The sequence below is a fragment of the Archangium violaceum genome (assembly GCF_016859125.1).
Classification (GTDB): Bacteria; Myxococcota; Myxococcia; order Myxococcales; family Myxococcaceae; genus Archangium; species Archangium violaceum_A.
This window is the reverse complement of sequence record NZ_CP069338.1, coordinates 8,693,282-8,717,133: the sequence shown is the minus strand read 5'-3', so window position 1 is coordinate 8,717,133 and position 23,852 is coordinate 8,693,282. Positions and strand designations below refer to the sequence as shown.

Sequence of the window (23,852 nt, the reverse complement as noted above, 5' to 3'; positions counted from 1 at the left end):
GACACCTCGTGCAGATTCTCGGATTCATCGTTCTGGGGTTCGTCGTCTGGTTCGGATTCAAGGATCGCGGAAACGCGCAGGTCGTTTCGGCGTTCGACCCCCACGCGTTGGTGATGGTGGTGGTGGGCTCGGCCTCGGCGGTGCTGGTCAGCTCCAGCCACACAACGGCGCTGCGCACCCTTCTCTGCCTGCGAGAGTTCGTCCCGGGTCTGCGCCTCTTCGGCCACGCCACCTCGCAGATGGAGGCCGAGCGGGAGCAGCTCTACACCCTCTGGCGCGAGGGCAAGCGCAGTGGAGCGCTCTCGCTCGCGGAGAAGAGCCGCTTCGCCGCGATCAAGCAGATGGTGGAGCTCATCCTCAATCGCTCACCCGAGGTCGCCAGCTCCAAGGCCTTCCTGGAGCTCCGGCACGAGGAGATCAGCCGCTGGCAGCCGGCGATCAGCAACTGGGAGATGCTCTCCAAGCTCGGCCCGGCATTCGGAATGGTGGGAACCATCACCGGAATGATCCAGCTGTTCCGCAACATGAACTCGGACAACCTCAACATCGGATCGGCCATGTCCCTGGCGTTGCTCGCCACGCTCTATGGGGTGGCCTTCGGTGCTGGCGTCGCCGGGCCGATCGGTCATTATCTCAATGGACTGCTCGATGAGCGGCTGGGGTTCCTCGAGCGCTGCGAGAAGAGCGTCAATGAGCTGGTCGCTCGAGGGGGGGTCGTGAGCCATGCGACGGCGCGCCAAGGGGCATGATGAAAGTTGGCTGCTCAGCTACGCGGATCTGATCACCAACCTGCTGCTCTTCTTCGTCGTGCTGCTCACGGCGGCGAACTTGAACAAGGGCCGGATGCAACAGATCGTCAAGAGCATGTCCGGTGCCGAGAGCCCGGCGAGCCTCGAGTCCATCCGCAAGGAGATCGACGCGCAGATCGCGAGCAAGCAACTGCAGGACCTGGTACACACCAGCGTGTCGGCCGAGGGGCTGGAGCTCTCGCTCAACTCCGGGCTGGTGTTCGACTCGGGCAAGGCGAAGCTGCGTCCCGAATTCGAACAGACCGTGGCGTCGATGCTGCAGGTGCTCGCGCCCTATTCGAAGAAGTACGGCTTCGCGGTCGAGGGGCACACCGACTCCACGCCCATCGTGAACGGGGGGCTATTCGCCTCGAATTGGGAGCTCTCCAGCGCACGCGCGATCGTCGTGAGGCAGCGGCTCGAGGATGTCGGAATCCCGCGCGAGCGGATTCGCGTCGAGGGCTACGCCGACACCAAGCCGCTGCCTGAAGAGCAACTCAAGGGGCTGAGCGCCGAGGAGCGTCTGGCCCGGCACCGCCGCGTCATCGTGAGAATCTACTGATGAGAAACCTCATCTCCCTGCTCGCACTCGCGTTGCCTTTGAGTGCCCTTGCCCAGACGAGCGTCACTCCGGTGCCGCAGAAGCACATTCCCTCGCCCGTGCTGATGGAGCTGCGCGCGCTCGAGAGTCAGTTCGACCTCGCGCTGGCGCGCGACTGTGCATCTGAGCGCTGTGTCTCCAAGGGATGCGTCTACCGCGACCACGTGGTGGTCGACATGCCGCACTCGTCCTCCCTGCCTGGGCTTGGCCACTCCGAAGGCCCTGGCAGCGTGCCGCCGCAGGAGTACCTCACCAGTGCGCGCTGCGACTTCGCCCACGAGAAGTCCGTCTCGTCCCGCGACGTCCAGGCCCTCGTCAGGCGGCTGGAGCAGCGGCTGTCGAAGGGCTGGCTCCAGGTGACGGTGGGACGTCAGATCCTCGAGCCCATTTCCGCGAGCTTGAGCGAGCCGCCCGAGCCGGCCCCGCCGCCCCGCGTCGAGCCTCCGCCCGCGCCCGCGCCCGCCCCACAGCCCGAGCCGCCCGCCAGATGGGAAGCAGGGGTGGCGCTGCGCGAGTTGTGGGTGAGCCTGCTTCCGCACTTCTCGTGGATGATCGCGTTGGTGATGGGGACCCTGGCCACCCTGGTCATCATCTGGGGGCTTCGTCGCCTCGGGCGGGAGTCGATCGAGGAAAAGGCGATGCTGGCGCAGCTGGCGGCCGGTACGCTCGGCAAGTCAGATGGCGCGCAGGAGGCCGCTGCACCCGCGGCGGAGAACCCCCCTGCGGCTCCCCAGGTCCCCTCGGCGGAGGAGCGCGAGGAGAGCGCCTTCGTCACCGAGCAGCAGCGGTTGTGGACCGACCGGATCGCCCAGGCCGAGCTGGGCAAGGACGAGGGCGGCGTGGTGGAGTTGATGCGCGAGTGGTTGAAGGCGCGAGAGTTCGAGCTCCTGGCCAAGGCCATCTTCGTCTTTGGTGACCGGCTGTCCCTGGCGTTCTCCTCGGATGGCGAGCTCGCCATCCGCAAGGTGGAGCTCGCGGAGTTCCTGCGAAACGTGGACCCGGAGCGCCTGCCCTCGGACGCTGAGTTCTTTCGCAAGCTCAACCAACATTCCATCTCGTCGTCCCTGCTCGCGCAGTCCGACGCGGAAATCTACCGCAGCCTTCGCGAGGAGTTCGGCAGTGTCGGCGTGGTCCAGCTGATCGAGAAGCTTCCGCTGAGGTTCGGGGCGCTGCTCTTCGCCCTGGTGCCCACCGACGGCCAGCAGGAGGTAGCGCGCACCCTGTCGTCCGAGCTTCGCCTGCGGGTCGCGAGTCAGCTGTTGTCGTCCAACCGCATGTCCAAGGAGGAGCGGGGATACCTCTTCGAGGTGCTGGATGCCGCGCGGGCGGGGCTGCCTCTGCCGCCCGCTCCCAAGCCGGCGCCACACGACATCCTCGATCGAGGGCGCGAGCTCGATGCAGCGGGAGCGCTCTCGGTGCTGTTCGCGCACATCGGCGCCGAAGATCGCCAGTCCCTGTTCACGAACGCGCTCCAGCGCTCGAATGGTGTGTTTCCGCGCTGGTACGAGGACATCTTCTATCCAGACATGCTCTTCAAGCTGCCCAACGAGCTTCGAGCGGACATGCTGCTCGAAGTGGATCTCAAGGGGCTTGCCGGCTGGTCCTCGGTTCAGAATCCTGAGTGGCAGGAGAGCTTCATCAGCCGGCTTGCGCCCACCATGCAGGAAGCCGTACGTGCGAACCAGGCGTTCGTCTCTCGTGCCGATCAGCTCCAGGTCGCGCAGCGTGGTCACAACGAGCTGGTGTCCGCGGTGAAGAAGTTGGTGGCGCGAGGCAAGGTCTCGTTCTCGGAGATCATGGCTTGAATGGGTACCCTCGGCCGGACATGTCTGCTCCTGGTGCTCTTCGCCTGCGCCTCCTGTGAGAAGGTGCCGCTCACCGACATCCAGGCGGGGTTCGCGCTCGCGGACGCGGCCTGGTTCGAGGAGGAGAAGACGCTCTTCATCTTCTATCGCGCCAACGCCCAACAGGGCCTCGGGCCCGAGAGTCAGATCGAGGTTTCCTACCGCACCGATGATGTCGAGCTGCCCTGGACTCCCCTCTCCCAGCTCAGCACGGTGCATACGCACGTACCGGTCGACTGTGGCATCACGGCTCGGTGCGGTAGCACCAGCCTGCACGTGGAGCGCGTTCCGCGGCAGGTAGGGGTTCGCCTGCGTTACCACCGCGACGGGGTGCTGGCCCTCACCCCCCCGACGAAACTCAACATCGTCGGCACGGGACCACCCCACAGGAGCCGTAGCCTCGTCGTGTATGGCGTCTTCGACGAGAAAAACACCCACGTGCAGTGGCGCGCCCGCCACCAATTCCCAACCCTCCGCAACCACGAGGTGCAGGAGCTGGGGTTGCGGCGCACCTTCCGCATCGCCGACCCGCGGCACGGCGATATCGCTCGGCCGCCCGACGACAATCCCTATGGATACGCGTCCGCCTCCGCGTGCCCGGATGCGCTGACTCCACTGGGCTGGGCGCCGCTCGAGACCTCGACGCGCGCGATGTTCGGTGACGACGAGCTGCCGTTGTCGGCCTCGACCTCCTCTGGCGTCTGCGCCCGAGCGACCGTGACGGACGCCAAGGGCACATTCGACGCGGTGGCGTTGGCGCGCAAGAACCCCGAGGTTCGCCCCGCCTTCCCCGCCTTGCGCAGCCCCATCCGCGCCAATACCGCCATCGGCTTCCTGTTGAGGCCTTGCAGGAGGACGATCTCCAATCCCCATCTGTCGATGCAGATGCAGCGGCTCCTGATCGCGGGCGCGCCCGAAATCTGTATCGACGACTGGCGCGACACCGGCTTCGCCGCCGAGCTCTCGGCCCGCTTTCGTGCACGGATCGACGAGGTCCGCACCCAGGGACGGGACATGGTGCTCACCCTGGCCCTTCATCACGACGAACCGAGCGGGGAGCTCGCAAACGTCATCGAGCGGGCGCTGGAGCAGACACTCCCTTTCGAGCGTGACAAGAGCTCGCCGCGAGTGAGCGGTGCCTTCGTGTTCGACAGTTTCTCCCACACGCTCGGGCGCGCGCCGCTCAAGAGTCTGGTGCTCTGGTGCCCCGCGAACCTCGCCGTGGATGATCTCGACCAGGTTCCCGACCAGTCGCAGCACTCCTGTCCCGTGCTGCCGGATAGGTCCGACCTCCAGGTGGGGCCGTTTCGCATCAACAGCCTGCCCATCCTCCCCACCCGTGCGCAGTACCTGACGTTCGTCTCGAAGTACTCCGAGGCGCAGGCGGGCCAGATGCGCGAGTTGCGGTTCCTGGCACCCGAGCGCACGCCGATTTCAGAGAACATCCAGATCGGCGAATTCGGCGTCATCACCTTCTTCAACAATGAAATCCTGACGGCGGCGCCGGGTGACGTCTTCTCGCATTGCATGTCGGACAACCCGCGCGCTTCCTACGTTGTCTTTCGCACCCCGTTGAGCCCCGAGCCAGCTTCGTTGGAGACGTTGCCCGAGCTTCACGAGGCGACACCCCAGCCGGTCTATGAACTTGGGCTGCGCTGGGATTTTCCCTTTGTCACGCGCCTTCGATACGAGGTCTTCATCGCTGGGGCGGTCAGCGCCTTTTCGCTCACCGTGCCCTTCGGCATTCCGACCACGAGCAATGAGGCGTACGGCCCCGAGATGTGGTTGGAGGACGAGTTCCCCCTCGACGACACGCTCCTGCAGTGCACACGCTTCTGTGAGCATCCGACCTTCGACTCGGACGGCGTCTACAACGTCACCAGGCGTTTCCGAGAGAGCTACCGCAACCAGTGCTACCGCCCACGCTACCCGGATCCGGCCGACGGAGGCTTTCCTCATGATCCGTAGCGTGCTCCTCATCGCCTGTCTGGCGCTGCCGCGGACGACTTGGGCCGCCGAGGAGCCAGCCGCCGATTCCACGCAGCCGGCTCGCGGCGACGACGCGCAGGCGGCCGATTCCGAATCCAAGAAGGAGGACACGACGATCGAGCGCCATCGCACGCCGTTCGAGGCGCTCAACGAGCGGATGATCGGGACAGCATCCCGAGCCGTGCGCTTCGATTGGCGCCAGACACGGGCCGGCATCGGGCTGGTGGGCAGTCAGCTCCTCGAGCTCAACAACTTCAAGAGCACTCGGCTGGGCGGGTTCGTTCGTACGCCCATCGGGGGCTTCCTGGGCGAAATCGCCATCACCCGGGTGTTCACGCGGGGGAGCTCGAGCACGGAGAAGCTGGCACTCACGCCCTACCGCCAATCCGGGCGTCCCAGCCGCTTCGAGCTGGACCTCAACCTGGGCTACCCGCTCGCCGAAGGGGTGGCGACGGCACGGCCGGGTTTCTTTCCCGCGACCGAGCTGGTGTTCTCCGCGAACGCGGGTCTGCGCTACCTGTTCTACCCGGGCTCCCTTTCCGGCGCGAGCTTCGGCGAAACCGTCACGTCGCTCTTCGCTCCGAAGCTGTCGGAGCGGGAAGTCGAAAACCTCGAGAGCTCGCGGTTGCCCGGAATGCAGCTCGATGGTGCGAGATACAGTCTCCTCACGGGGTTCTCCCTCGACATCTACTTCCAGCCCGGTGGCTTCTTGTCTCCGCGCGTCCTGGTCGCGCTGCCGCTCATCTCGGGAGTTGACGGTTCCGGGCTCGGCTTGTGGTGGGAGCTGAGTTTCAGCGCGGGGTGGGCGTTTTGAGGTCCTGGGCCGTCCCCCTCCTCGCGCTCACCCTGGCGACCGCCGCGGTGGCGAGCGAGCCTCCGTCGAATCAGACGCTCGTCTTCTACAACGCGCGGCTGGCCCTTCGGGAGGAGCGGCCGGAGGAGGTGCTCAAGCTCTGGTTGCTCCACAACAGCCTGGCCAACCTGGGCGAGCGCGGGAGCCATGACGAGGAGTTCCGCTCCGTCGTGTGGGCCGCGCTGGGCAATCGTGGGCTGTGTCAGGACGGTTTTCCCAAGGACGATCAGGGGGGCGCGGGCTTGTGGCCGCTGGCACTGCACAACTGGGTGACCCAGGCGATGGTCAAGGGTCCCCCGCCCGAGATACCGGCTCCCTTCAGGGCTTTCGAAGTCGGGCGGCAGCAGCGGTTCATCTCACTCAATGATGTCCTCTCGGCCCCAGAGCTGCGCTCGGTGAATTTCTTCCGCAGCAAGTGCCTCCTTCCCTACCTCACGATGTTCGAGTCGGGTCAGTTGCCCGAGTTCAAGCCGGGTCACCTATTACCCCGGTATGACCTCGACGATCGCCTCAGCTCGGGGCTGCTGCTGCGTCGGCTCCTGAAGATGTCTCTCCACACCCTGGTGCGCGAGAAGGTCCAGAGCGTCGCCGCGGTGGAGGCGCGCATTTTCGACCTCGATCTCGCACTGGTGCGGCTGCGGGCCCGGCAAGCCCGGCAACAGGGCCTCACGGTGGCGCAGCGGGCCCGAAACGCCGGCGTTTCCAGCGAAGGGATTCGCGAGGTGCGTGAAGCGGCTTCGGCGTGGCCGGAGAATTCGGAGCAGGCGGCCTTCTTGCGCCGGAGCCTGACCTGGCGGGCGGATGAGTGGCTGACCTTGAACCGCCAGCGGCGCCTCTTTCTGTTCGCGCAGGCACGACCCCTGGCCCGGGACGCTCGAGCCCTGGAGCAGCTCGTGCTCGACATCATCGACGCGCTCATCGAACGCAAGGCCGGCGATGAGTTGGAGGCGTGGATCGGCCACCTGGACGCGGGCGAGACACCGAGCAGGCGCGGTGAGCTCATCGCGGGTGAACGAGGCAAGCGGCTCCTCGAGCTCGAGCCTGGCACCGGCTTTCGGGAGCGGTCGGTCATCGCGTTGCACCGGGGCGTCGCATTCCTCGAGTCCGGACAGCAGCAGGACGCGCTGCGCTCGTTCGCCTATGCGATGGCGACGGCGGAGGAGTCTCGCGAATCGGCTGCCATCCGGGCGCTCGCCCGGAGGTGGTTGTCCTATGTGCTGTCGCGCTACGAGACCAGCGAGGAGGTCATCGCCACGTTGAAGGCACTGGTGCCGCGGCAGGAGTACAACCCGGTCATCGAGGATCTGGTCTGGAGGGCCGCGCTGAGGAGCGATGAGCGCTCGTTCGAGCGGGTGGTGGCGAGCGCCCGGCGCGGCGGGGCGTTCGACGCGCACATCGCACGGCTGCGTCCGCTCGCTCAGGGCAAGCCGGGTGAGATGGCTACGCGGCTTCGCGACGCGGCGGCCGAGGAGCCCTACCTCACGCTGCGCTTCGTGCGGCAACTCCTGGAGCACCTCGAGGCCGAGGACGCGGACGTGCGCGCGGCGAATGTTCCCATGCTGAAGCTCGTCATCCGTGTCCTCGACTCGCTCGCGGCCGGGACGGGAGGGAGCAATGCGCACGTCCGCACGGCGGAAGAGCTCCGCGCCCGTGCGCAGGCCATCCTCGAGGGATTGAGCTACCTCGACACTTCGGCCGAGGGGAGGGCCCGTGCCCTGTCGCCCCGCCATGAGGCGTTCGCTGGCAACATCCGACTGGCTCCAGCGGATCCGCTGCCGTGGCCGTTCCGGACGTCAGAAACCGAGGCGCCCTCGGCCTTCTCGCCCCTTTCACTGCAACCGGTGGAGTGGCGGGACGCGAATGGCGCGCTGGTGTTCGGCTGGAGGATCACCGAATGACGCCGCGCGAGCTGCGGCGAGAGATGCGCCAGCGCCGCGAGGAATTGCGCCGTTCGCTGGCGCTCATGCGACAACAGGCGCGCGAGCGTGCGCGGCAACTCCCAGCGGTGCGCCGCGAGAGGAACCGCCGACGCGTACGTCGTGCGGTGGGCCTGGCATTGCTGCTCTTGCTCGCCTGCCTGACGCGCTGCGAGTGCCAGCAGGCGCCACCGCCGACGAAGGCCGTGGTGCGGGAGAAGCCCGAGGTCAAGCCGAAGATTCCCGCGCCTGCCCCGCCCAGGCGCGAACCGCTGCGGGCCCAGGTCAAGCCCCAGCCGCGCGGTCGCTATCAAGGGGATACGCAAGCGCCGCCGACGTGGCTCGACGACTTTCGCCTGCAGGTCGCGGCGCGCAGCCCCCGGCTCGCGCAGTGCTTCACGGGGACGGAGAGGCCTGGCGTGTTGCGCTGGACGGCTTCGGTGAACCCGGAGAGCGGCGCGGTGGCGGACCACGAGTTCGAGCCCCTGGGCCCAGGCGCGGAGCTGAAGCGCGAGCAGCGCGACTGTGTCGTGCGCGTTCTCTCCAGCCCTACGTACCGGTTGAGCTCACAGCGGGCTCAGGTGCTGCCCAATCGGATCAGCCTCGTGATCGAGTTCTGAGGCCGTCTGGGATGCATCAAGGGAAGGTGCCAGGTCGCTGACAACAACCCCGCCACCCATCGAGCGGTTCAAGCGTGGTGCACAGTCCGCTGCGCCGGGGTGGGCGGAAGCGTGACCGTGAAGCAGGTCCCGTCCTGGTACGAGCTCGTCACCGTCACCCTTCCGCCGTGCGCTTCAGCAAAGCCCTTGACCAGGGGGAGCCCCAGCCCCCAGCCCTTGTGGGCGCTCTCCGTCGCGGACCTCGACCGGTGAAACGGCTCGAAGATGGTCAACAGCTCGTCCTCGGGGATGGGGTTTCCTTGATTCGTCACTCGAAGCGTCACTTCGTCATGGCGCCGGCCGAGCAATACTTCGATCGGAGTGTCCGGCGCGCCGTACTTTGCCGCGTTCGACGCCAGGTTCTCGACGATCCGGCGGAGCCCGCTCGGGTCCCCGATCATCGGAATCTCGCCTTCTGCCTTCAGGACGAAGCGCTCCTTGTGAACCGCCGCGAGCTCCTGCAGGGTCTGAGCCGTGATCTCGTGGAGGTCGCAGTGGCTCAGCTTCAGCGACACCGGTTTCCCGGCTCTCAGTGCGCTGGCGTCCAGCAAGTCCTGGATCATGCGCTCCGCGCGGTCCAGACTTTGGGTGACCCGAGTCACCGCCGTCTGGACACCGGGCAGGTCCGCGTGGCGTCTTCCGAGAAGCTGCAGCTGCAGCTTCGATGACGTCATGGGCGTGCGCAGATCATGAGTCAACGCCGCGACGAAGGTCTCCCGGAGATTCTGCTCGGCTTTCAGCTTCTGGATCTGCTCGCGGAGATGGATCTCCGTCATGATGGAAGCGGTCAGCTCTCGCATGATCGTGAGATCATGCTCGGTCCACTCGCGCACCTTGGGCTCGATGGCGCAGAAGGTCCCCAGCACGTGTCCATCAGGGTTGATCAACGGGAGTACGATGATGGCGACGATCCCCCAGGGGCCGGTCGACGGGTGAAGCCTCAGGAAGGGGTCGGCCGGAGCGTTCGACGAAATGATCGACTCGCCCTCGAGTGTGTAGCGGCAAAGAGAGGCATCGATCGGCAACGTTCGAGTCTCCTTGAACGGCGACGGGAGGCCGAAGTCCGCCTTGAAGAATTGTCTATCGGCGTCCACCAGGGAAAAGATGGTCAAGGGAACATGCAGGAGCTGGGCTGCCAGGCGCGCGAGGCGGTCAAAGGCTTCCTCACGAGGCGTGTCCATCAGCCCCGTGTCCCGGATCGCCTGCAGACGGTTGGGATCGACAAGGCGCGCGTTGCACGCCTGCGTCCGCTGGGTTGCTACTGGATCGAGTTCGCCCAAGAACTTCATGGCTGTAGCTTAGTACTACAGTGGGACTTTGAGGTCCGGGTCTCTGCGTCGGTAATGGCAGAGCTTGGCGATGGCCTGATGGCGGCGTCGCCAGCGGCTCCAGTGTAGGACAAACTCCAGGGCCGGCCGTATCACCCAGACAATGTTCAGCAGCAGCCGCCGGACTTCCTGGATGGAGAAGCGGATGAGGCCAGGCCCTGGCGCCGACGAAACCGGAGCATCCGGCGAGGGCGACGCATCGGGCCCAGTGCTTTTGGGAGCAGTACGGCTTCCTCCTCGTTGTTGGCCAGTACCCGAGAAGCCGCCAGGAACGCATGCGCCACCATGCACAATGTCATATGGCGATACCACCCCGCGTAACTGCGCACTTCGTATTCGTCCAGGCCCACCTCGCCCTTGGCCGACTCGAAGCATTCCTCCACTGTCCAGCGACTCCCAGCAGCCTTCACCATCGCCTCCAGCGAGGTGTTGGCTGACGCATGGACCAGATAGTGCGCTACCTCGGTGGCATTCGTCAGGCTCCGGCGAAACAACAGCCACCGCGCCAGGGTTCCCGTGTGCGAATTGACTTGCACACGAGCCCATTCATACAGACGGGGACCCTTGGCTCCCTTCCCAGCGGACAGGACTGTCCAGTCCCTCGGCTTCACCTCTCGCAGCACCTCACCGGCCGTTACCTGAGCCATTCCCCGCCACACGTAGGTATTGGAAGCCACCGCCAATACGTAGCGCTGGTGCCGCTGCTCCAGAAAGTGCCGTAGCGTCCCGTCCCGGCCATACACCTCGTCACCGAGTACCCAGGAAGGCTTCAGTCCCGCATTGAAAGTGCGCTCGAGCATGACACGGGCCAGCTCCGGCTTGGTAAGAAAGGCCACCGTGTCCTCAATCCCAGCCTGGCGACATCTGTCCCTGTCTTGCGTCCACTCCTGGGGGAGATACAATTCCCTATCAATCAGGGTATGCCCGCGAGGCGTCACATAGGCCAGGAAGACGCCCACCTGACAATTCTCAATCCGACCCGCTGTCCCCGAATACTGGCGCGCCACTCCCGCCGACTTGTTCCCCTTCTTGAGAAAACCCGTTTCGTCCAACACCAGCTCGCCTCCCTCGCCCAACTGCTGGCGTGCATAGGCCAGCACGTCATCGCGCACTGCGTCCGCATCCCACCGGGCCCCGAGCAGCAGGTGCTGGAAGGCGTAGGGGTTGTACCTGCCCGCTTCTTCCGCCAAACCCCAGGCATTCTTGCGCTCGGCACGCGAGAGCAGCGCCCGCACGAAAGCCTCGGCGGAGCGCTGTGTCTCCGGACGACAGAAGTGGCGCTTGAGCCAGGTCAACACCTCCTCCCACGCGGCGGTGAGCTTCTGGATGATGTGGACCTCCCTCTCGTCGTACGCGGCAGTGGCGAGCATGGCTTCCCCCTTTGGGAATGCTACTTCTCCCATTGGGTTCAACCGTTCCACCTCCGCAGTCACTCCCAACGTCCTGACCCCTGGCTGCCCTCCGGTCAGGTAGTGTCGTCGGGTTGACCTGGGAAGTTGCGCGCCGAGCTGGCGCCGTTACCCTAACAGAGGAGAGGTCCATGCAGTGCAGTGCGCGGGTCCTCCCTCATGCCGTTTTAGAAGTCCCACTGTAGTATTAGCCGAGTGGAGCCGCTCGCAAACCAGGGAGTCCCGTTCTGCTCGGGGGTGAACTCCACGTCCCCGAGCCCCCAGGTAGCAGCCCCAGGGCCCGGGGCGCGCATTCGCGAAGGTGCGGCTCCACGCTGGGCCAGCGGCGTCTCCAGCATCGGCCCGCCGCCGAGGTCCAGGTCCCCCGGGTTCCCGGCGCGCCCACGCCCGCCATGAGGCTGGACGCACCTTCCGCCACGAGTGCCGACTCCGGCGGCTGGCGTGTGGAGCCCTCCGTCCATTCCGTACCGCCGCAGGCTGTCAGAGATACCGCCGAGAAGAATGCCACAAAATCGGGGCAGGCTCACCTACGGCACCTCCCATCATCTCGTCAGTCCAATTTCGAGCCAATCGCCCCCCATCTACGCTGTGGTAACACCCGGGAAGCCCCAGGGAGGACTTCCTGATGCGACGCTGGTGTTCGGGGGGGGGGGCGGGTCCGAGCTTGTAGACGGTGCGTCCTGGGAGCGAGACGAGGACCCCTACTCGATTCCCGACACGGCTGGACTGAGGCATTCTCCACGAGTCGTTTCGGGGACTTACGCGCGTAAGCCCTTGGGATCCAGCATCAGGAATCTGGAATGAGCCCTGCATAATGGAGCAGCATGCCAATCACCAAACGATACATCCCCCTGGTCCTCATCGGATTACTCTCCGCATGCATCAACGTGCCGGAAATCGAACCCAGCCCCCCTGATTCGGGTACGCAGCCGGATGCAGGAACGCCCGAAGATACGGTGCTGCCGAGCATCACTCGCAGCACACCGGCCAGCGGCTCCACGAACGTCGCACTCAATACTGGGCTGGAATTCGAGTTCTCCGAGCCCATGGATATCGATACTGTGCAGGTCTCCAGCAGCCCCCCGATTCCTCTCGAAGCGCTCACGTGGTCGCTCGGAAACACCCGGTTGGTCATCCAGCCCGCGTCAAGCTTGGCGCATAACGCCCCCTACACACTAACTGTTGTTGGCAAGGACGTGGCGGGGAACGAGCTTACGGGGAATCGGACCATATCATTCACCACTACCGGTCCAGCGCCAGACACCACGCCCCCCATGGCTCTCGGCTTTGCCCCGAGCAACTCGGCGACGGGGGTCGATCGTATGGGAGCGATCACGATCCTGTTCTCGGAGCCCATGGACCAGCCCTCAGTCCAGAGCGCCTTCGCAATCACCTCGCCGATTGGATTCAACTCGGGTGCGTTCATCTGGAACGATGCTGGAACGGAGATGACATTCAGGCCCAACAGATCTTTCGATCATGGTGTAGACATCAACTGGCAGGTATCAGTGGTGGCAAAGGATGCTTCCGGCAATGCGCTGCAGACCGCTATCGCTGGAACATTTAGAACTCTTCGATTGAATACCATCACAATTGATTTCGATCGAGAGACGAGCGGCTCCCTCTCGGCGCCGGGGTATCATGGAATTCACTTCTACAATCTAGAATGCGTTGGCGACGCTAGCGGCAATAAAACCAATCGACTGTTTGTTGGTTTTAAGCTCGATGCACTTCCGGAGGACACCAAGAACATCATTTACGCCAACTTGAAATGGTGGGTGAGCGGCCAGGCAGGTGACCCTTTCAATAAATTTGGCCAACTTCTGCTTGAGCAGGTCAACATCGGGGACAAGCGCGATTTTAATAGCATAGAGGGAGACGACCCCGATCCGGAGGCTGCGCAAGACTTCCACGCCATCCCCCTGAGCCCTGCTATCATCGCCCCCTCCAATATTGACTCAAGCCATGGCGGGTTCGACGTTACCAATCTGGTTCAAAACGACTGGATGGATCGAGCAACTCGCAACAGGCGTACTCAGTTTCGGCTCCGATTCGAAAAAGAAAGCGACGATAACAACGCCAGCGACTGGGTTTGCTCCGATGCTGAACGCCATCCCAAGCTGGCCGAACTCAAAATAACCTACGAATACCCCTGACTTGGAGTTCTGGAGGAGTGTTTGCGTATTCCGGCCATCGTGATCACTCGTTCCGGGCGAAGCCGATTACCGATTCCGGCTCAAGCCGCTCATCGGAGCGGAGCGACGCTGGTGCCCTTCACTTCTCCGGCTTCGGCTCGGTCGTCAACTTTCGATGCGGCTTGCGAATGGACTCGCCCATCAGCTTGATGCGGTGGGCGTTGTGCACCGGAGGCCAGCTCCACCACCTGGGCCTTTATCTCCAGCCCCCCTCCAGGTAGCTGGCCATCCCCAGCAGCTTCATCGCCTTGATCTTCTCCAGTGTCTGTCTCATCAGCATGGCTTTCCTCTACGTGAGCGAGTTCGGCAATAGCGCGCGGCGGCGCGCACCGCGCGACGCCGCGCTCCCCGGGGCAGAGAGCTCGCGGACTGCCCGCGGGGTAGGAAGACTCTCACTTCAGTGGTAGTAGTCAGGGCCGCGGATGTTCTCGTAGACGGGCAGCGCGGCGCGCTCCTCGGCCACCGGCTCCACTGCCTCCAGCTTGTTGCGCAGGATGGCCGAGACGCTGCCGTAGGTACAGGCACGGTGCCGAAGCGCCTGCGCGCACGCACGCTCCAACCGCTCCGGGCCGTACTTCTCCTTCAGGCGGATGATGCTCAGGCAGGCGCGCAAACCCTGCTCGGGATACTTGCGCCGGCGCATCAGCTCCTCGGCCAATGCCGCGGTGGAGGGGCCCACCGTGGCCGCCCACTCCAGGATTCGCGAGGGCGTCCACTGAGCATGGGCGCGGTGCAAGCTGGGCATGTGCTCGGGCAGTGTCGTCGGCCATGGCCCGCTGGCGCGAGGGTGGCTGGCGACGCGACGACCTCCGAGGAAGACCTCGACGCACGTCGTGGTGGCGCGTACTTCCACCTGCTTGCCCACCAGCTGGTACGGCACGCTGTAGAGGTGCTCGTCCAGCGAGATGTGGTAGTCGATGTTGACGCGCGCCTTCTTCCACCACGCCAGCTCGTAGCGCTCCGCAGGCTGCGGCTGCTGCCCGCTCCCTGGCTGGCAGCAGCCCCTGCCAGTACCGGCCGGTGCCTCGGCCTGAACGACACGCCAAGACCGCCGGTCCCAAGCTGGTGCGAGCCCAACGCCAGAAGCAGCGCACCTGCTGGATTCGCCCCAGCCACAGCCCCTTATCGGCCATGTCCTCCCCGCGCGCATGGAACATGATGGATCCAGCACCGAGTCTGCTCCAAGTCCGCTCATCCTCGTTGATGTTCATCAACCAGCCGGTCCAAATCTCCATCAACACGCGTGCGCGGTAACAGGGTCAGTTCTCCATTCCCGTCACATATCTGCCCACGGCGACCCGGAAAACGAGTAGGTTCCAGAAAACGAGGAAAAGAAGCGTTCGCCCCCACTCGCCGATCGAAGGAAACGCGGAAGCGCGTCACCTCCAGGAAACGTTGAAGTGAGTGATGCCCACGAATGGACTGTCCCCTCCTTGTCCCATGCTTTCTTCCAGCCGGCCATGCGCTCTTCCCGCCTTCAGCGGCTCAGCGGCGTGCTGGAATACCGAGCAGATGTCTCCACCTGGACCTTCGCGATGAAGACCGACACGTCCCTGCCCGGGCAAGCCGTTGATCTCACCAACTGCGCCAAGGAGCCCATCCACATTCCGGGCTCCATTCAACCGCATGGTGTCCTGTTCGCCCTGCACGAGCCCTCTCTGACGGTCGTCCAGGTGAGCGCGAACACAGCGGACGTCCTGGGCATCGAACCAGAGCTGCTGTTGGGCCGCCCGCTCGAGGGCCTGCTCGATGGGACCGCGCTGGGCCTTCTGACCGAGGCGCTGCGGAGCAACCGCCCCCAGGAGAACAACCCGTTTCCCGTCACGGTGGGCTCGCGCGCCTTCGACGGAATCGTCCATCGCCATCAGGGCGCCACCCTTCTGGAACTCGAGCCGGTACGGGCCATGGAGGAGGAGGGAGCCTGGTCCCTCCAACGCCGCCTCCAGCGGGCCATCGCCCAATTGCAGATGGCCAGGAACCTGCGCGAGCTCTGCGACACGACCGCCACCGAGGTGCGCCGGCTCACCGGCTTCGAGCGGGTCATGCTCTACCGCTTCGATGAGGAGGACAATGGCGAAGTCCTGTCCGAGGACAAGCTGGAGGGCCTGGATGCGTATCTCGGCCTTCATTACCCCGCCTCGGACATCCCCCAGCAGGCACGCCGGCTCTACCTGCTCAACTGGCTGCGCATCATCCCCGACAGGGATTACAGGCCCGCGCCCATCCTGCCCAACCTCCGGCCCGACAATCAGCAGCCCCTCGACCTGAGCTTCTCCGTCCTCCGGAGTGTCTCGCCCATTCACATCGAGTACATGCGGAACATGGGCCTCCGCGCCTCCATGAGCGTCTCCCTCGTCCATGGCGAAAGGCTCTGGGGACTGATCTCCTGTGCGAACCACTCCTCCCCGAGGTACCTCTCCTATGAGCTGCGGGCCGCGTGTGAGCTCATCGGCCGCATCACCTCCCAACTGATAGGAGTCATGGAGGAGCGCGAGAAGATGGAGCTCCGCAAGAAGCTGCGAGGGCGCCAGGAGCGACTGGTGGGAGCGATGCGGGCCGAAGAGGAAGAGGCCCTCGCCGGCCTCGTCAAACCACCAGGGGACCTGCTGGCGCTCACTGGAGCGAGCGGCGCGGCCGTGTACTGCGAGGGCAGGTGCTGGACCGTGGGGCGTGTCCCTCCAGAAGCGGCCATCACGGGCCTCGTCGAGTGGCTGCGCGAGACGGTCAAGGAGGACCTCTTCCACACCAAGGCCCTCCCTCGCCTCTACCCGCCAGCGGAGTCGTTCAAGGAGGTCGCCAGCGGCCTGCTCGCGCTCTCCCTTCCCAAGCCCGTCCCCGACTACGTCCTGTGGTTCCGGCCGGAAGTCCTCCAGACGGTGAGTTGGGGAGGCGACCCCACCAAGCCTGTCGAGAGGGAAGGACAGGAGCTACGCCTCCACCCGCGCCGCTCGTTCGATTTGTGGAAGGAGGTCGTCCGCTCGAACTCGTTGCCATGGACGCCGACCGAGGTGGAGGCCGCCGCGGACCTGAGGCGATACGCCATCGAGGTAGACCTGGGGCATCAGGTGATTCGGGAGCAGAAGGCCGTCCAGGCCAGGGATGACCTGGTTGCGGTCGTCTCGCACGACTTGAAGAATCCACTCGGGGTCATCCATCTCCAGGTAGGTTTCATCCTCCGTGCCCTGCCTCTGGACCGAGAGGGCCCCTGGCGGCGGATCCAGAACTCGGCCGAGCGCATCCAGCGCGCGACGGAGCGGATGAACACCCTCATCCGGGATCTGCTCGATCTCGCGAAGATCGAGGCGGGACGCTTCTCCGTCGAGCTCAAGCCGGAGGAGCTGGAAAGCCTGCTCGAGGAGTGCCTGGAGATTTTCAATCCGCTCGCGGAGCAGAAACGGATCTCCATCTCACAAAAGGTGAGTCAACCCGAGATGCTGGTCCGAGCGGACCGGGATCGAATCTTCCAGGTGCTCTCGAACCTGATTGGAAACGCCATCAAGTTCACCCCGGAGGGTGGCTCCATCCAGCTCACGATCGAGCCGGAGGGGAAAGCCGCGAGGTTCGCCGTGAGAGACACCGGCCCGGGTATTCCCAAGGAGCAACTGCCCAACCTGTTCAACCGGTATTGGCAAGCCAAGAAGCGCGCGCGAGAGGGCACCGGGCTCGGTCTCTACATCGCCAAGGGCATCGTCGAAGCCCATGGAGGCCAGCTGTGGGTGGAGAGCCAGGTGGGCTCCGGCAGCACCTTCTTCTTCACGCTGCCAGTGGTCACATAGCGGAAGGCTCGAGGTTCATCACGTCCCAGGCCTGGGCACTCCGCGTCCAGGTGTCGAGCATCGGCGCGTCGGGGGACACCTCCCTCGCTCCCCTTCCCCGCTACCTCAACAGCCGCGGCCACCAGCGCCAGGCGCACTGATCCGCGGCGGGGATGGCCAGTTGGAGCTGCTGGATGACAGTCCCATCCAGGGCAATGCCGGGCCGCCCGAGGCAAGTGCCCGCGCCAAAGGGCAGCGTGAGCTCGCCACAGTCCGTCCCATCACTGGAGAAGAGCCGGATGGACTCCCGGCAGCCAGAGCCCTCGACGAGCGTGGGCGGTGGCACCAGGGCGTAGGCCCGGCCATTGCGGATGCGGTACAGGTCGGAGCCGGGATGAGCCGCCAGCCATGCCGGCGCCGGATGCGCCTCCGCCTCCCCATTGGGGAACCACAGCACCCACTCCCCTTCGACACGAAGCGCCAGTCCGCCCTCCACCAGCGGCTCGAGGACCAGGGAAGGCGCGTTGGCGGGAACCGGCACCGCGAAGGGCTCGGTGAGCGCATCTCCGTCTCGCCGCAGCCACTGCCCTACCCAGGTGTCGCGCCCGGGCTCCCGCAGCAGGAGGAGCACGCGCCCCCGCGTGTCGACCCCGGCGATGACGGAGCGCTCCTCGCTCCGAGGCGCGCTCCGCACCACGACGGGCTCCGACCGCGGTTGCCCCCTCGTATCGAGGAATTGGAACCGCAGAACCTGGGTGTCACCCTCACCCGAGGCCCACTGAGCGACCAGCACGCCTCCCCGAGGATCCTCGGCCACGTCGAACGGCACGTCTCCCGCGTCGGTCAGGGGCACCGCGCGCAGGAACTCCCCCCTGGAGGAGTACACCGTCAGCGTCGCGCCACCGGGTGAAATCCGGGCGATGTGGAATCCGCGCGGCTGCGGTATCACGCCCAGGGCCAGGTCCCCGCCCAGCAGCAGGTTCTCCGTGTCGGTGCCATCGCGAAACACGACATTCCAGGCCTGCGCACCAAACGGGCCGGCATTGTAGAGCGCCAGATGACCGGCGCCGTCGCCCGTTCCAGGTCCACAATCCGCCTCGGGAGCATTCGCGCGGGTGATGAAGCTCCTGCTCGGGCCCGGTTCAGCCGGTCGGATCTCCTCGCACGAGAGCGCGCGCCCCATCCCCCACGGCGCCGATTCGCACCCCTCCGGGGCGAACGACGCATCCTCCCCCACTTCCTGCTCCGGAACGACCGGGGCGTCCTGTGGTTCCTCCACGGCCCGCGGCTCGCTTCCTGTCTGCTCCACCGCACATCCAGCCGCGGCATGGGCGAGCACCGCCGCGACCCACACCCCTCTCCAACGCCTCCCGTACTCTCCCATGTCCCCTCCTTCGCCGTGTTGCACACGGAAGGGTGTGCATGTGATCACCTGCTCACGAGCGGCCAAAGGGGTGGGTTGTCCGTGCTTTACGAACACCTTGTCGGCCCGGCGCACGAACAGTATTCATGCACCCTCCCCTCCCTGGGCGCGAGGCGATGGCTCGGCTGGATGCTCGGCCCTCACACGGCCTGGCTCGCTCCCTATCGAGCAAGGCCGCAGCACCGCAATGGACAGAGCCTCCCCGGAGTCACTTCGGCGAGATGCCGCCGGCGGAGCCCCCGCGCTCCGGCCGCCAGTTTTCCCGGACGAGGTTGCCGGTGAGGAAGCCGAACACGAGCGCGGCCGCGGGCGCGACGAAGAACACCGTTGCCAGGAAGAGCGCGAGCGTCACTGCGGCGCACGCGAGCAGCGTCCGCCGCGAGTGCCAGCGAGGAGCGGACAGGAAGGCAGCGAGCGCCACGGTCGCGCCCGCCAGCGGCCACCCGGCTCGTGGGTCTGACAAGGGACGCAGCCCCACGAGCGGGAACTCCGACCCGGCCACGGAGGGCCAGGCCGCCGCGGCCACGAACGCAGCCGCGGCCACCCACGCGAGCAGCGCATTGGAGCGAGACGAGTCCTGTTCGCGCCGCGCGGTCATCACCCGCTCCTTTCCTTCCTGCCGCCCGCGCTCAGAAGCATTGCCAGACAGCGTTACCCGCGACCATTCCCCAGCCGGCTGCGGCGGTGATGACCTGGACTATCTTGGTGAGGTCCACGAAGATCATAGCGATACCGAAGCCCGCCGAGGCGCCACCTCGCTGATCGCCGCGAGCACCTTGCCACCGTTGGCACCACCCTCGGTGAGGTAACCACCGGCCCCCGTCGCCGGGTCGAGCACGATATAGCCCGCGCCGGTCCAGCCATTTCAGCCGTTGCGTCCCATGTCCACACCTCCTGGTTCGCAACGCTGCACGGCCCTCCCTTCTCTCGGAAGGTAAGGTCCACCGAGCGCTTACCCCGTTTCCCGGAGCGCGTGCTTCGCGATTGCACAGGAATTCCGTGTCCTCCGTGGTGGCTGAATCGGGTGGAGCGATAGGACCCTCGTGGCTCGGCGGCCTGCCTGGAACCGTGACGACTTTGATGTAGAACTCGCGCGGTACCACGGTGAAAGAGGGTGAAGACATGGAAGTGAAAGGAGATGCGGCCTTCGTGGGTCGCTATGGCCCCTGGGCGCTGGTGGCGGGAGGAGCGGCGGGTATTGGCGCCGCGTACTCGGAAGCGTTCGCACAACGCGGTTTGAACGTTTTCGTGCTGGACCGCGACGCCACAGCGGCCCAACAGAAGGCGCGGGAGCTTCAATCGACCCATGGCGTTCAGTGCGAGGCCATCGTCGCCGATCTGGGTTCCACCGAGGCCGCATCGCGTGCCCTCGCGGCGGTCGGCGATCGCGAGCTCGGTATGCTCGTCTACAACGCAGCCCTGTCCGACGTCGGCCCGTTCTACAAGCCGGGCCTGGGGCTCGACTACGAACTGACCCGGTTGAACGTCAACGTCGTCAACCCGATGCAGTTCGTGCACCACTTCGCGCGGCCGATGCTGCGCCGCGGGCGGGGTGGCATCATCCTGATGTCCTCCGGCTCCGGGCTCCAGGGCGCGCCCTACTACACGCACTACGGCGCGACCAAGGCCTACAACATCGTGCTCGGCGAAGGACTCTGGGAGGAGTTTCGTCACTACGGAGTGGACGTCCTATCGCTTTCCGCCGGACTCACGAGCTCGCCAGAGATCATGAAGGCCGTGGCCCAGGGGCACGCGAAGCATGGCCGCTTCCAGACCCCGAAGGAAGTGGCCGAGGAAGCCATTGGCGCGCTCGGCAAGGGGCCCCTGTGGGTGCCCGGCCGTCACAATCGGCGCTTCTATCTGCTCCAGAAGCTGCTTCCGCGCCGCATGATCGTGCAGGAGATCGCGAAGCATGCGATCACGAACTTCCTCAACGGGGTGCGTCCCGCGCAACACCTGGACTGATCGCACGGCACGGGTTCGGGCGCGAGAGCCGCGGAGCAGACACCGCGGCTCACACGCTCGGGCTTCTGGCCCGGTCAGCTCAACACTTCCGCGGGGGCGACGAGCTGCTCGCACAGCAGCGCCAGCGGGGTCTCCCAGTGGTCCTCCCACAGCGCTGTCGTAGAACACGGCGCCGTAGGCCGGATTCGTGGGTTCGACCCGCAGCACCTTGAGGGTCTGCAAGCCCTCCCGCAGACGGGTGAGCAGCGAGGGGTTCTCGGGGAGGATGGGAGGCGGGGGAAACGCGAAGAGGCCTGGATTTGCATGACATGTATTTTACCTCAAAAACCACCTGTCTAACTAGAGCCTGGGTTCACCCCCTATACAGTCTCTCGCGAACGGCGGTTCTTCCGCGGAAGACACGCCTCAATCGCGTATTCACACACGAATGATGTGGAGGGGGTCCTGTATGCAATTCCCGATGTCTGGAAGAAACATCCGCCTGATGAGTGCCCTGGTTCTGATTCCCGCGCTGGGATGCCAGGGGAGTGAGGGCGATATCGCCGGGACCGAGGCGGAGGTCCATGCCGTCGATCAGCAGCTCGACTGCGGGGAGTGGCTCGACGCGCCCCGGACCATCACCCGCTACGCCATCACCTACTCCAACGGCTCCATTACCACGCGAGAGCCCAAGGACTGGACGTTCGAGGGCTGGAATGGCAGCGCCTGGGTAGTGCTCGATACCCGCCCCGGCCAGACCAGCTGGCTGGGCACCGAGCGGCGCGAGTACTCGGTCACCACACCGGGTGCCTACGGCAAGTACCGCGTGAACATCACCGACGACAACGACACCCGCACCGCCATCGAGACCATCTCCATGGGCCGTCTCGAGTTCCTTGGCTGCAAGTGATTGATTGATGGTGGGGCGGCTGGAAGCAATCTCAGCCGCCCCGCAGACGCTCGGTCGCGGCGGCGAGGACGGCGAGTAGCTCCGCCTCCTCGACGGGTTTGGGCACGTGCATGTCGAAGCCCGCGCGCAGCGCCTTCGCCCGGTCCTCGGCCCGCGCGTAGGCGGTGAGGGCAATGGCCGGGGTGAGCCCGCCCTCCCCGTCGGGCAGCGCGCGGATGCGCTGGAGGAGCTCGTAGCCGTTCTCCCCGGGCAGCCCGATGTCCGAGACGAGGAGCTCCGGCCGCCACTCCCGGAGGCAGCGGAAGGCCTCGGCCGCGGAGGACACCGCCCGGAGCTGGGCCCCGTGGCCCTCCAGCAGGAGGCGGAGCATCTCCCGCGTGTCCTCCTGGTCCTCCACGAGCAGCAGGCGCAGGCCGGCGAGCGCGGAGCGGACCGGCGGCACCGCGTCCACGGAGCCCGGAGGGGCCGGGGGAAGCGGAGGAGCCGGGCGGGGCTCCCGGGGCAGGTGCAGGACGAAGGTCGCGCCGTGGCCCTCTCCCGGGCTGTGCGCCGAGACGCGGCCCCCGTGCAGCTCCACGAGGTGGTGCACGATGGCCAGTCCCAACCCGAGCCCCCCATGGGCCCGGCGGCTGCTGCCATCCTCCTGGCGGAAGCGCTCGAAGATGTGGGGCAGGAAGCTCGGGGAGATGCCCATGCCGGTGTCCATCACCCGCAGCTCCACCACGCCATCGAGCGGGCCCAACTGGACGGTGACACGGCCTTCGCGAGGCGTGAACTTGATGGCGTTGTTCACCAGGTTCCACACCACCTGCTGAAGCCGCCCGGCGTCGCCCCGCATGGGCAGGGGCTCCGCGCCGGTCTGCAGCTCCAGCGTCACGCCCTTGGTGTCGGCGAGCGGCCGCGTGGACTCGAGCGCGGCCTCCACCACGGCCTTCATGTCCAACGGCCCGGGCTCCAGGTGGAGCTTGCCGGTGATGATGCGCGAGATGTCCAGCAGGTCCTCGATGACCTGAGCCTGGGCGCGGGCGTTGCGCTCCACCGTCTCCAGGGCCCGGCCGCGCTTCTCCTCGGACAGGCGCCCGGTGCGCAGGAGTTGGAGCCAGCCGAGCATCGCCGTCAGCGGCGTGCGCAGCTCGTGGGACACGGTGGCGAGGAAGTCATCCTTGAGCCGGTTGGCCTCCTCGGCCGCCGCGTGGGCCGCCTGCACGCGCCGCAGCAGCTCCAGGCGCTCCTGGGCGGCGCGCCGTTGCTCGTCGATGTCGGTACACGAGCCGATCCACCGCAGGATGCGCCCGTCCGCGGCTCGCGCGGGCTGGGCCCGGGAGAGGAACCACCGCCACTCCCCATCACGGGCCCGACGTATCCGGATCTCCGCCTCGTAGCGCTCGCCGGTCCCGAGAACCCGCTGCCAGTGCTCCAGCATGCGCGGCAGGTCCTCCGGGTGCACCACTCGCGTCCAGTCGTACCCGAGCGATTCCGACATGGAGAGACCGGTGTACTCGTGCCAGGGCCGGTTGACGAACTCGCAGGTGCCGTCGGCCCGGGACATCCAGGCGAGGTGTGGAAGAGTGTCGATCAGCAGTTGGAACTGCCGTGCCTGCTCCGCCCGGGCCTCCTCGGCCCGCTTGCGCGCGGTGAGGTCATGCACCACCAGCGCCGCGCCCACGATGCGCCCCTCGGCGAGGATGGGGGCATTGGAGCAGTAGACGGGGATGAACGAGCCATCCCGGTGGATGAAGAGGTCCTCGTGATCCTTCAGGGTCCGACCCTCGGTCATCACCAGCCCGAGGCGGCACGTGCTCATGGGGAACGGCCGTCCATCGGAGTGGTGGTGGTGGATGAGGTCGTGCAGCACCTTCCCGAGCATCTCCTCCCGGCTCCAGCCGAACATCCTCTCGGCCGCCGGGTTCGCATAGGTGACGAGCCCCTTCTCATCCATCAGGTAGAACGCCTCGGCCGCATGGCTGGCGAGCAGATGGAGGAGCTGGCTCTCGTCGACCCAGGAGGCGCTGGCGGAGGAGCTCATCGCATCCCCTGGAGAGGAGACGGAGCGGAGAGGCGCCTGGAAGATGCCTTGGCTGGAGAGAAGAGATCGACCATCTGCCCCCCCTAACAACGCCCCGCCCACGATGTGTCCCGGTGGCGTCGGGGAAAGGAGGCGCTGAAGGTGACTCTCATATAGCAGGAATGCGCTGGAGTGGCTCACCCCGAGACGTCATTGCTCACGGCCGAACGCCG

16 protein-coding genes and 1 pseudogene are annotated in these 23,852 nt (G+C 65.9%); 11 read left to right on the top strand and 6 right to left on the bottom strand.

The genetic code is table 11. The features are described from left to right. The first annotated feature begins 8 nt into the window (after positions 1–8). Genes JQX13_RS37040 through JQX13_RS37010 form a run of 7 tightly spaced genes read left to right on the top strand, consistent with a single transcriptional unit; the run spans position 9 to position 8,611 of the window. Positions 9–749, top strand: a complete 741-nt coding sequence (locus JQX13_RS37040) for a MotA/TolQ/ExbB proton channel family protein (RefSeq protein WP_203404148.1) — start codon at positions 9–11, stop codon at positions 747–749. After that, positions 724–1,350, top strand: coding sequence for an OmpA/MotB family protein (locus tag JQX13_RS37035; protein ID WP_203404147.1), 627 nt, complete (start codon positions 724–726; stop codon positions 1,348–1,350). The genes JQX13_RS37040 and JQX13_RS37035 overlap by 26 nt, the downstream gene beginning before the upstream one ends. After that, positions 1,350–3,194 carry a hypothetical protein gene (locus JQX13_RS37030; protein ID WP_203404146.1) on the top strand — a complete coding sequence of 615 codons (1,845 nt, stop codon included), beginning with the start codon at positions 1,350–1,352 and terminating at the stop codon, positions 3,192–3,194. The genes JQX13_RS37035 and JQX13_RS37030 overlap by 1 nt, the downstream gene beginning before the upstream one ends. Continuing rightward, positions 3,195–5,201, top strand: coding sequence for a hypothetical protein (locus JQX13_RS37025; protein ID WP_203404145.1), 2,007 nt, complete (start codon positions 3,195–3,197; stop codon positions 5,199–5,201). Continuing rightward, positions 5,191–6,036, top strand: a complete 846-nt coding sequence (locus tag JQX13_RS37020; RefSeq protein WP_203404144.1) for a hypothetical protein — start codon at positions 5,191–5,193, stop codon at positions 6,034–6,036. Before JQX13_RS37025 ends, JQX13_RS37020 begins: the two co-directional genes overlap by 11 nt. Then, positions 6,033–7,973 (top strand): hypothetical protein, encoded by a 1,941-nt coding sequence (locus JQX13_RS37015; protein ID WP_203404143.1) that lies wholly within the window; start codon positions 6,033–6,035, stop codon positions 7,971–7,973. Before JQX13_RS37020 ends, JQX13_RS37015 begins: the two co-directional genes overlap by 4 nt. Beyond that, positions 7,970–8,611 (top strand): hypothetical protein, encoded by a 642-nt coding sequence (locus tag JQX13_RS37010; RefSeq protein WP_203404142.1) that lies wholly within the window; start codon positions 7,970–7,972, stop codon positions 8,609–8,611. Before JQX13_RS37015 ends, JQX13_RS37010 begins: the two co-directional genes overlap by 4 nt. A gap of 68 nt (positions 8,612–8,679) precedes the next feature. Here JQX13_RS37010 and JQX13_RS37005 read toward each other — a convergent pair whose 3' ends face one another. Together JQX13_RS37005 and JQX13_RS37000 are read right to left on the bottom strand one after the other, a co-directional pair. Then, on the bottom strand, positions 8,680–9,939 hold the full coding sequence (locus JQX13_RS37005; RefSeq protein ID WP_203404141.1) for a GAF domain-containing sensor histidine kinase: 1,260 nt from the start codon (positions 9,937–9,939) through the stop codon (positions 8,680–8,682). 249 nt (positions 9,940–10,188) lie between these two features. After that, a pseudogene (locus JQX13_RS37000) lies at positions 10,189–11,348 on the bottom strand (IS701 family transposase); the annotation flags it as partial. An 863-nt stretch (positions 11,349–12,211) separates the two neighbouring features. Between JQX13_RS37000 and JQX13_RS36995 the strand changes: the two are divergent. After that, positions 12,212–13,543 carry an Ig-like domain-containing protein gene (locus JQX13_RS36995; protein ID WP_203404139.1) on the top strand — a complete coding sequence of 444 codons (1,332 nt, stop codon included), beginning with the start codon at positions 12,212–12,214 and terminating at the stop codon, positions 13,541–13,543. A gap of 436 nt (positions 13,544–13,979) precedes the next feature. On the opposite strand, the gene JQX13_RS36990 is transcribed toward JQX13_RS36995, so the two are convergent. Continuing rightward, positions 13,980–14,732: a transposase gene (locus tag JQX13_RS36990; protein WP_203404138.1), complete on the bottom strand. Its 753-nt coding sequence runs from the start codon at positions 14,730–14,732 to the stop codon at positions 13,980–13,982. 385 nt (positions 14,733–15,117) lie between these two features. Here JQX13_RS36990 and JQX13_RS36985 point away from each other — a divergent pair, with 385 nt between their 5' ends. Further along, a complete protein-coding gene (locus JQX13_RS36985) occupies positions 15,118–17,358 on the top strand; it encodes an ATP-binding protein (RefSeq protein WP_203404137.1) in 2,241 nt (746 codons plus the stop codon). 100 nt (positions 17,359–17,458) lie between these two features. Here JQX13_RS36985 and JQX13_RS36980 read toward each other — a convergent pair whose 3' ends face one another. Next, positions 17,459–18,721, bottom strand: coding sequence for a hypothetical protein (locus JQX13_RS36980; protein ID WP_203404136.1), 1,263 nt, complete (start codon positions 18,719–18,721; stop codon positions 17,459–17,461). A 247-nt stretch (positions 18,722–18,968) separates the two neighbouring features. Next, on the bottom strand, positions 18,969–19,358 hold the full coding sequence (locus tag JQX13_RS36975) for a hypothetical protein (RefSeq protein ID WP_203404135.1): 390 nt from the start codon (positions 19,356–19,358) through the stop codon (positions 18,969–18,971). Between the two features lie 524 nt (positions 19,359–19,882). Between JQX13_RS36975 and JQX13_RS36970 the strand changes: the two genes are divergently transcribed. Both JQX13_RS36970 and JQX13_RS36965 read left to right on the top strand, forming a co-directional pair. After that, complete coding sequence (locus tag JQX13_RS36970; RefSeq protein WP_203404134.1) at positions 19,883–20,725, top strand: SDR family NAD(P)-dependent oxidoreductase; 843 nt, start codon at positions 19,883–19,885, stop codon at positions 20,723–20,725. 484 nt (positions 20,726–21,209) lie between these two features. Further along, the gene (locus JQX13_RS36965; RefSeq protein ID WP_203404133.1) at positions 21,210–21,614 is read left to right on the top strand and encodes a hypothetical protein; all 405 of its coding nucleotides are present in this window, start codon (positions 21,210–21,212) and stop codon (positions 21,612–21,614) included. A gap of 31 nt (positions 21,615–21,645) precedes the next feature. Here JQX13_RS36965 and JQX13_RS36960 read toward each other — a convergent pair whose 3' ends face one another. Continuing rightward, on the bottom strand, positions 21,646–23,640 hold the full coding sequence (locus tag JQX13_RS36960; RefSeq protein ID WP_203404132.1) for a PAS domain-containing hybrid sensor histidine kinase/response regulator: 1,995 nt from the start codon (positions 23,638–23,640) through the stop codon (positions 21,646–21,648). Positions 23,641–23,852 lie beyond the last annotated feature (212 nt).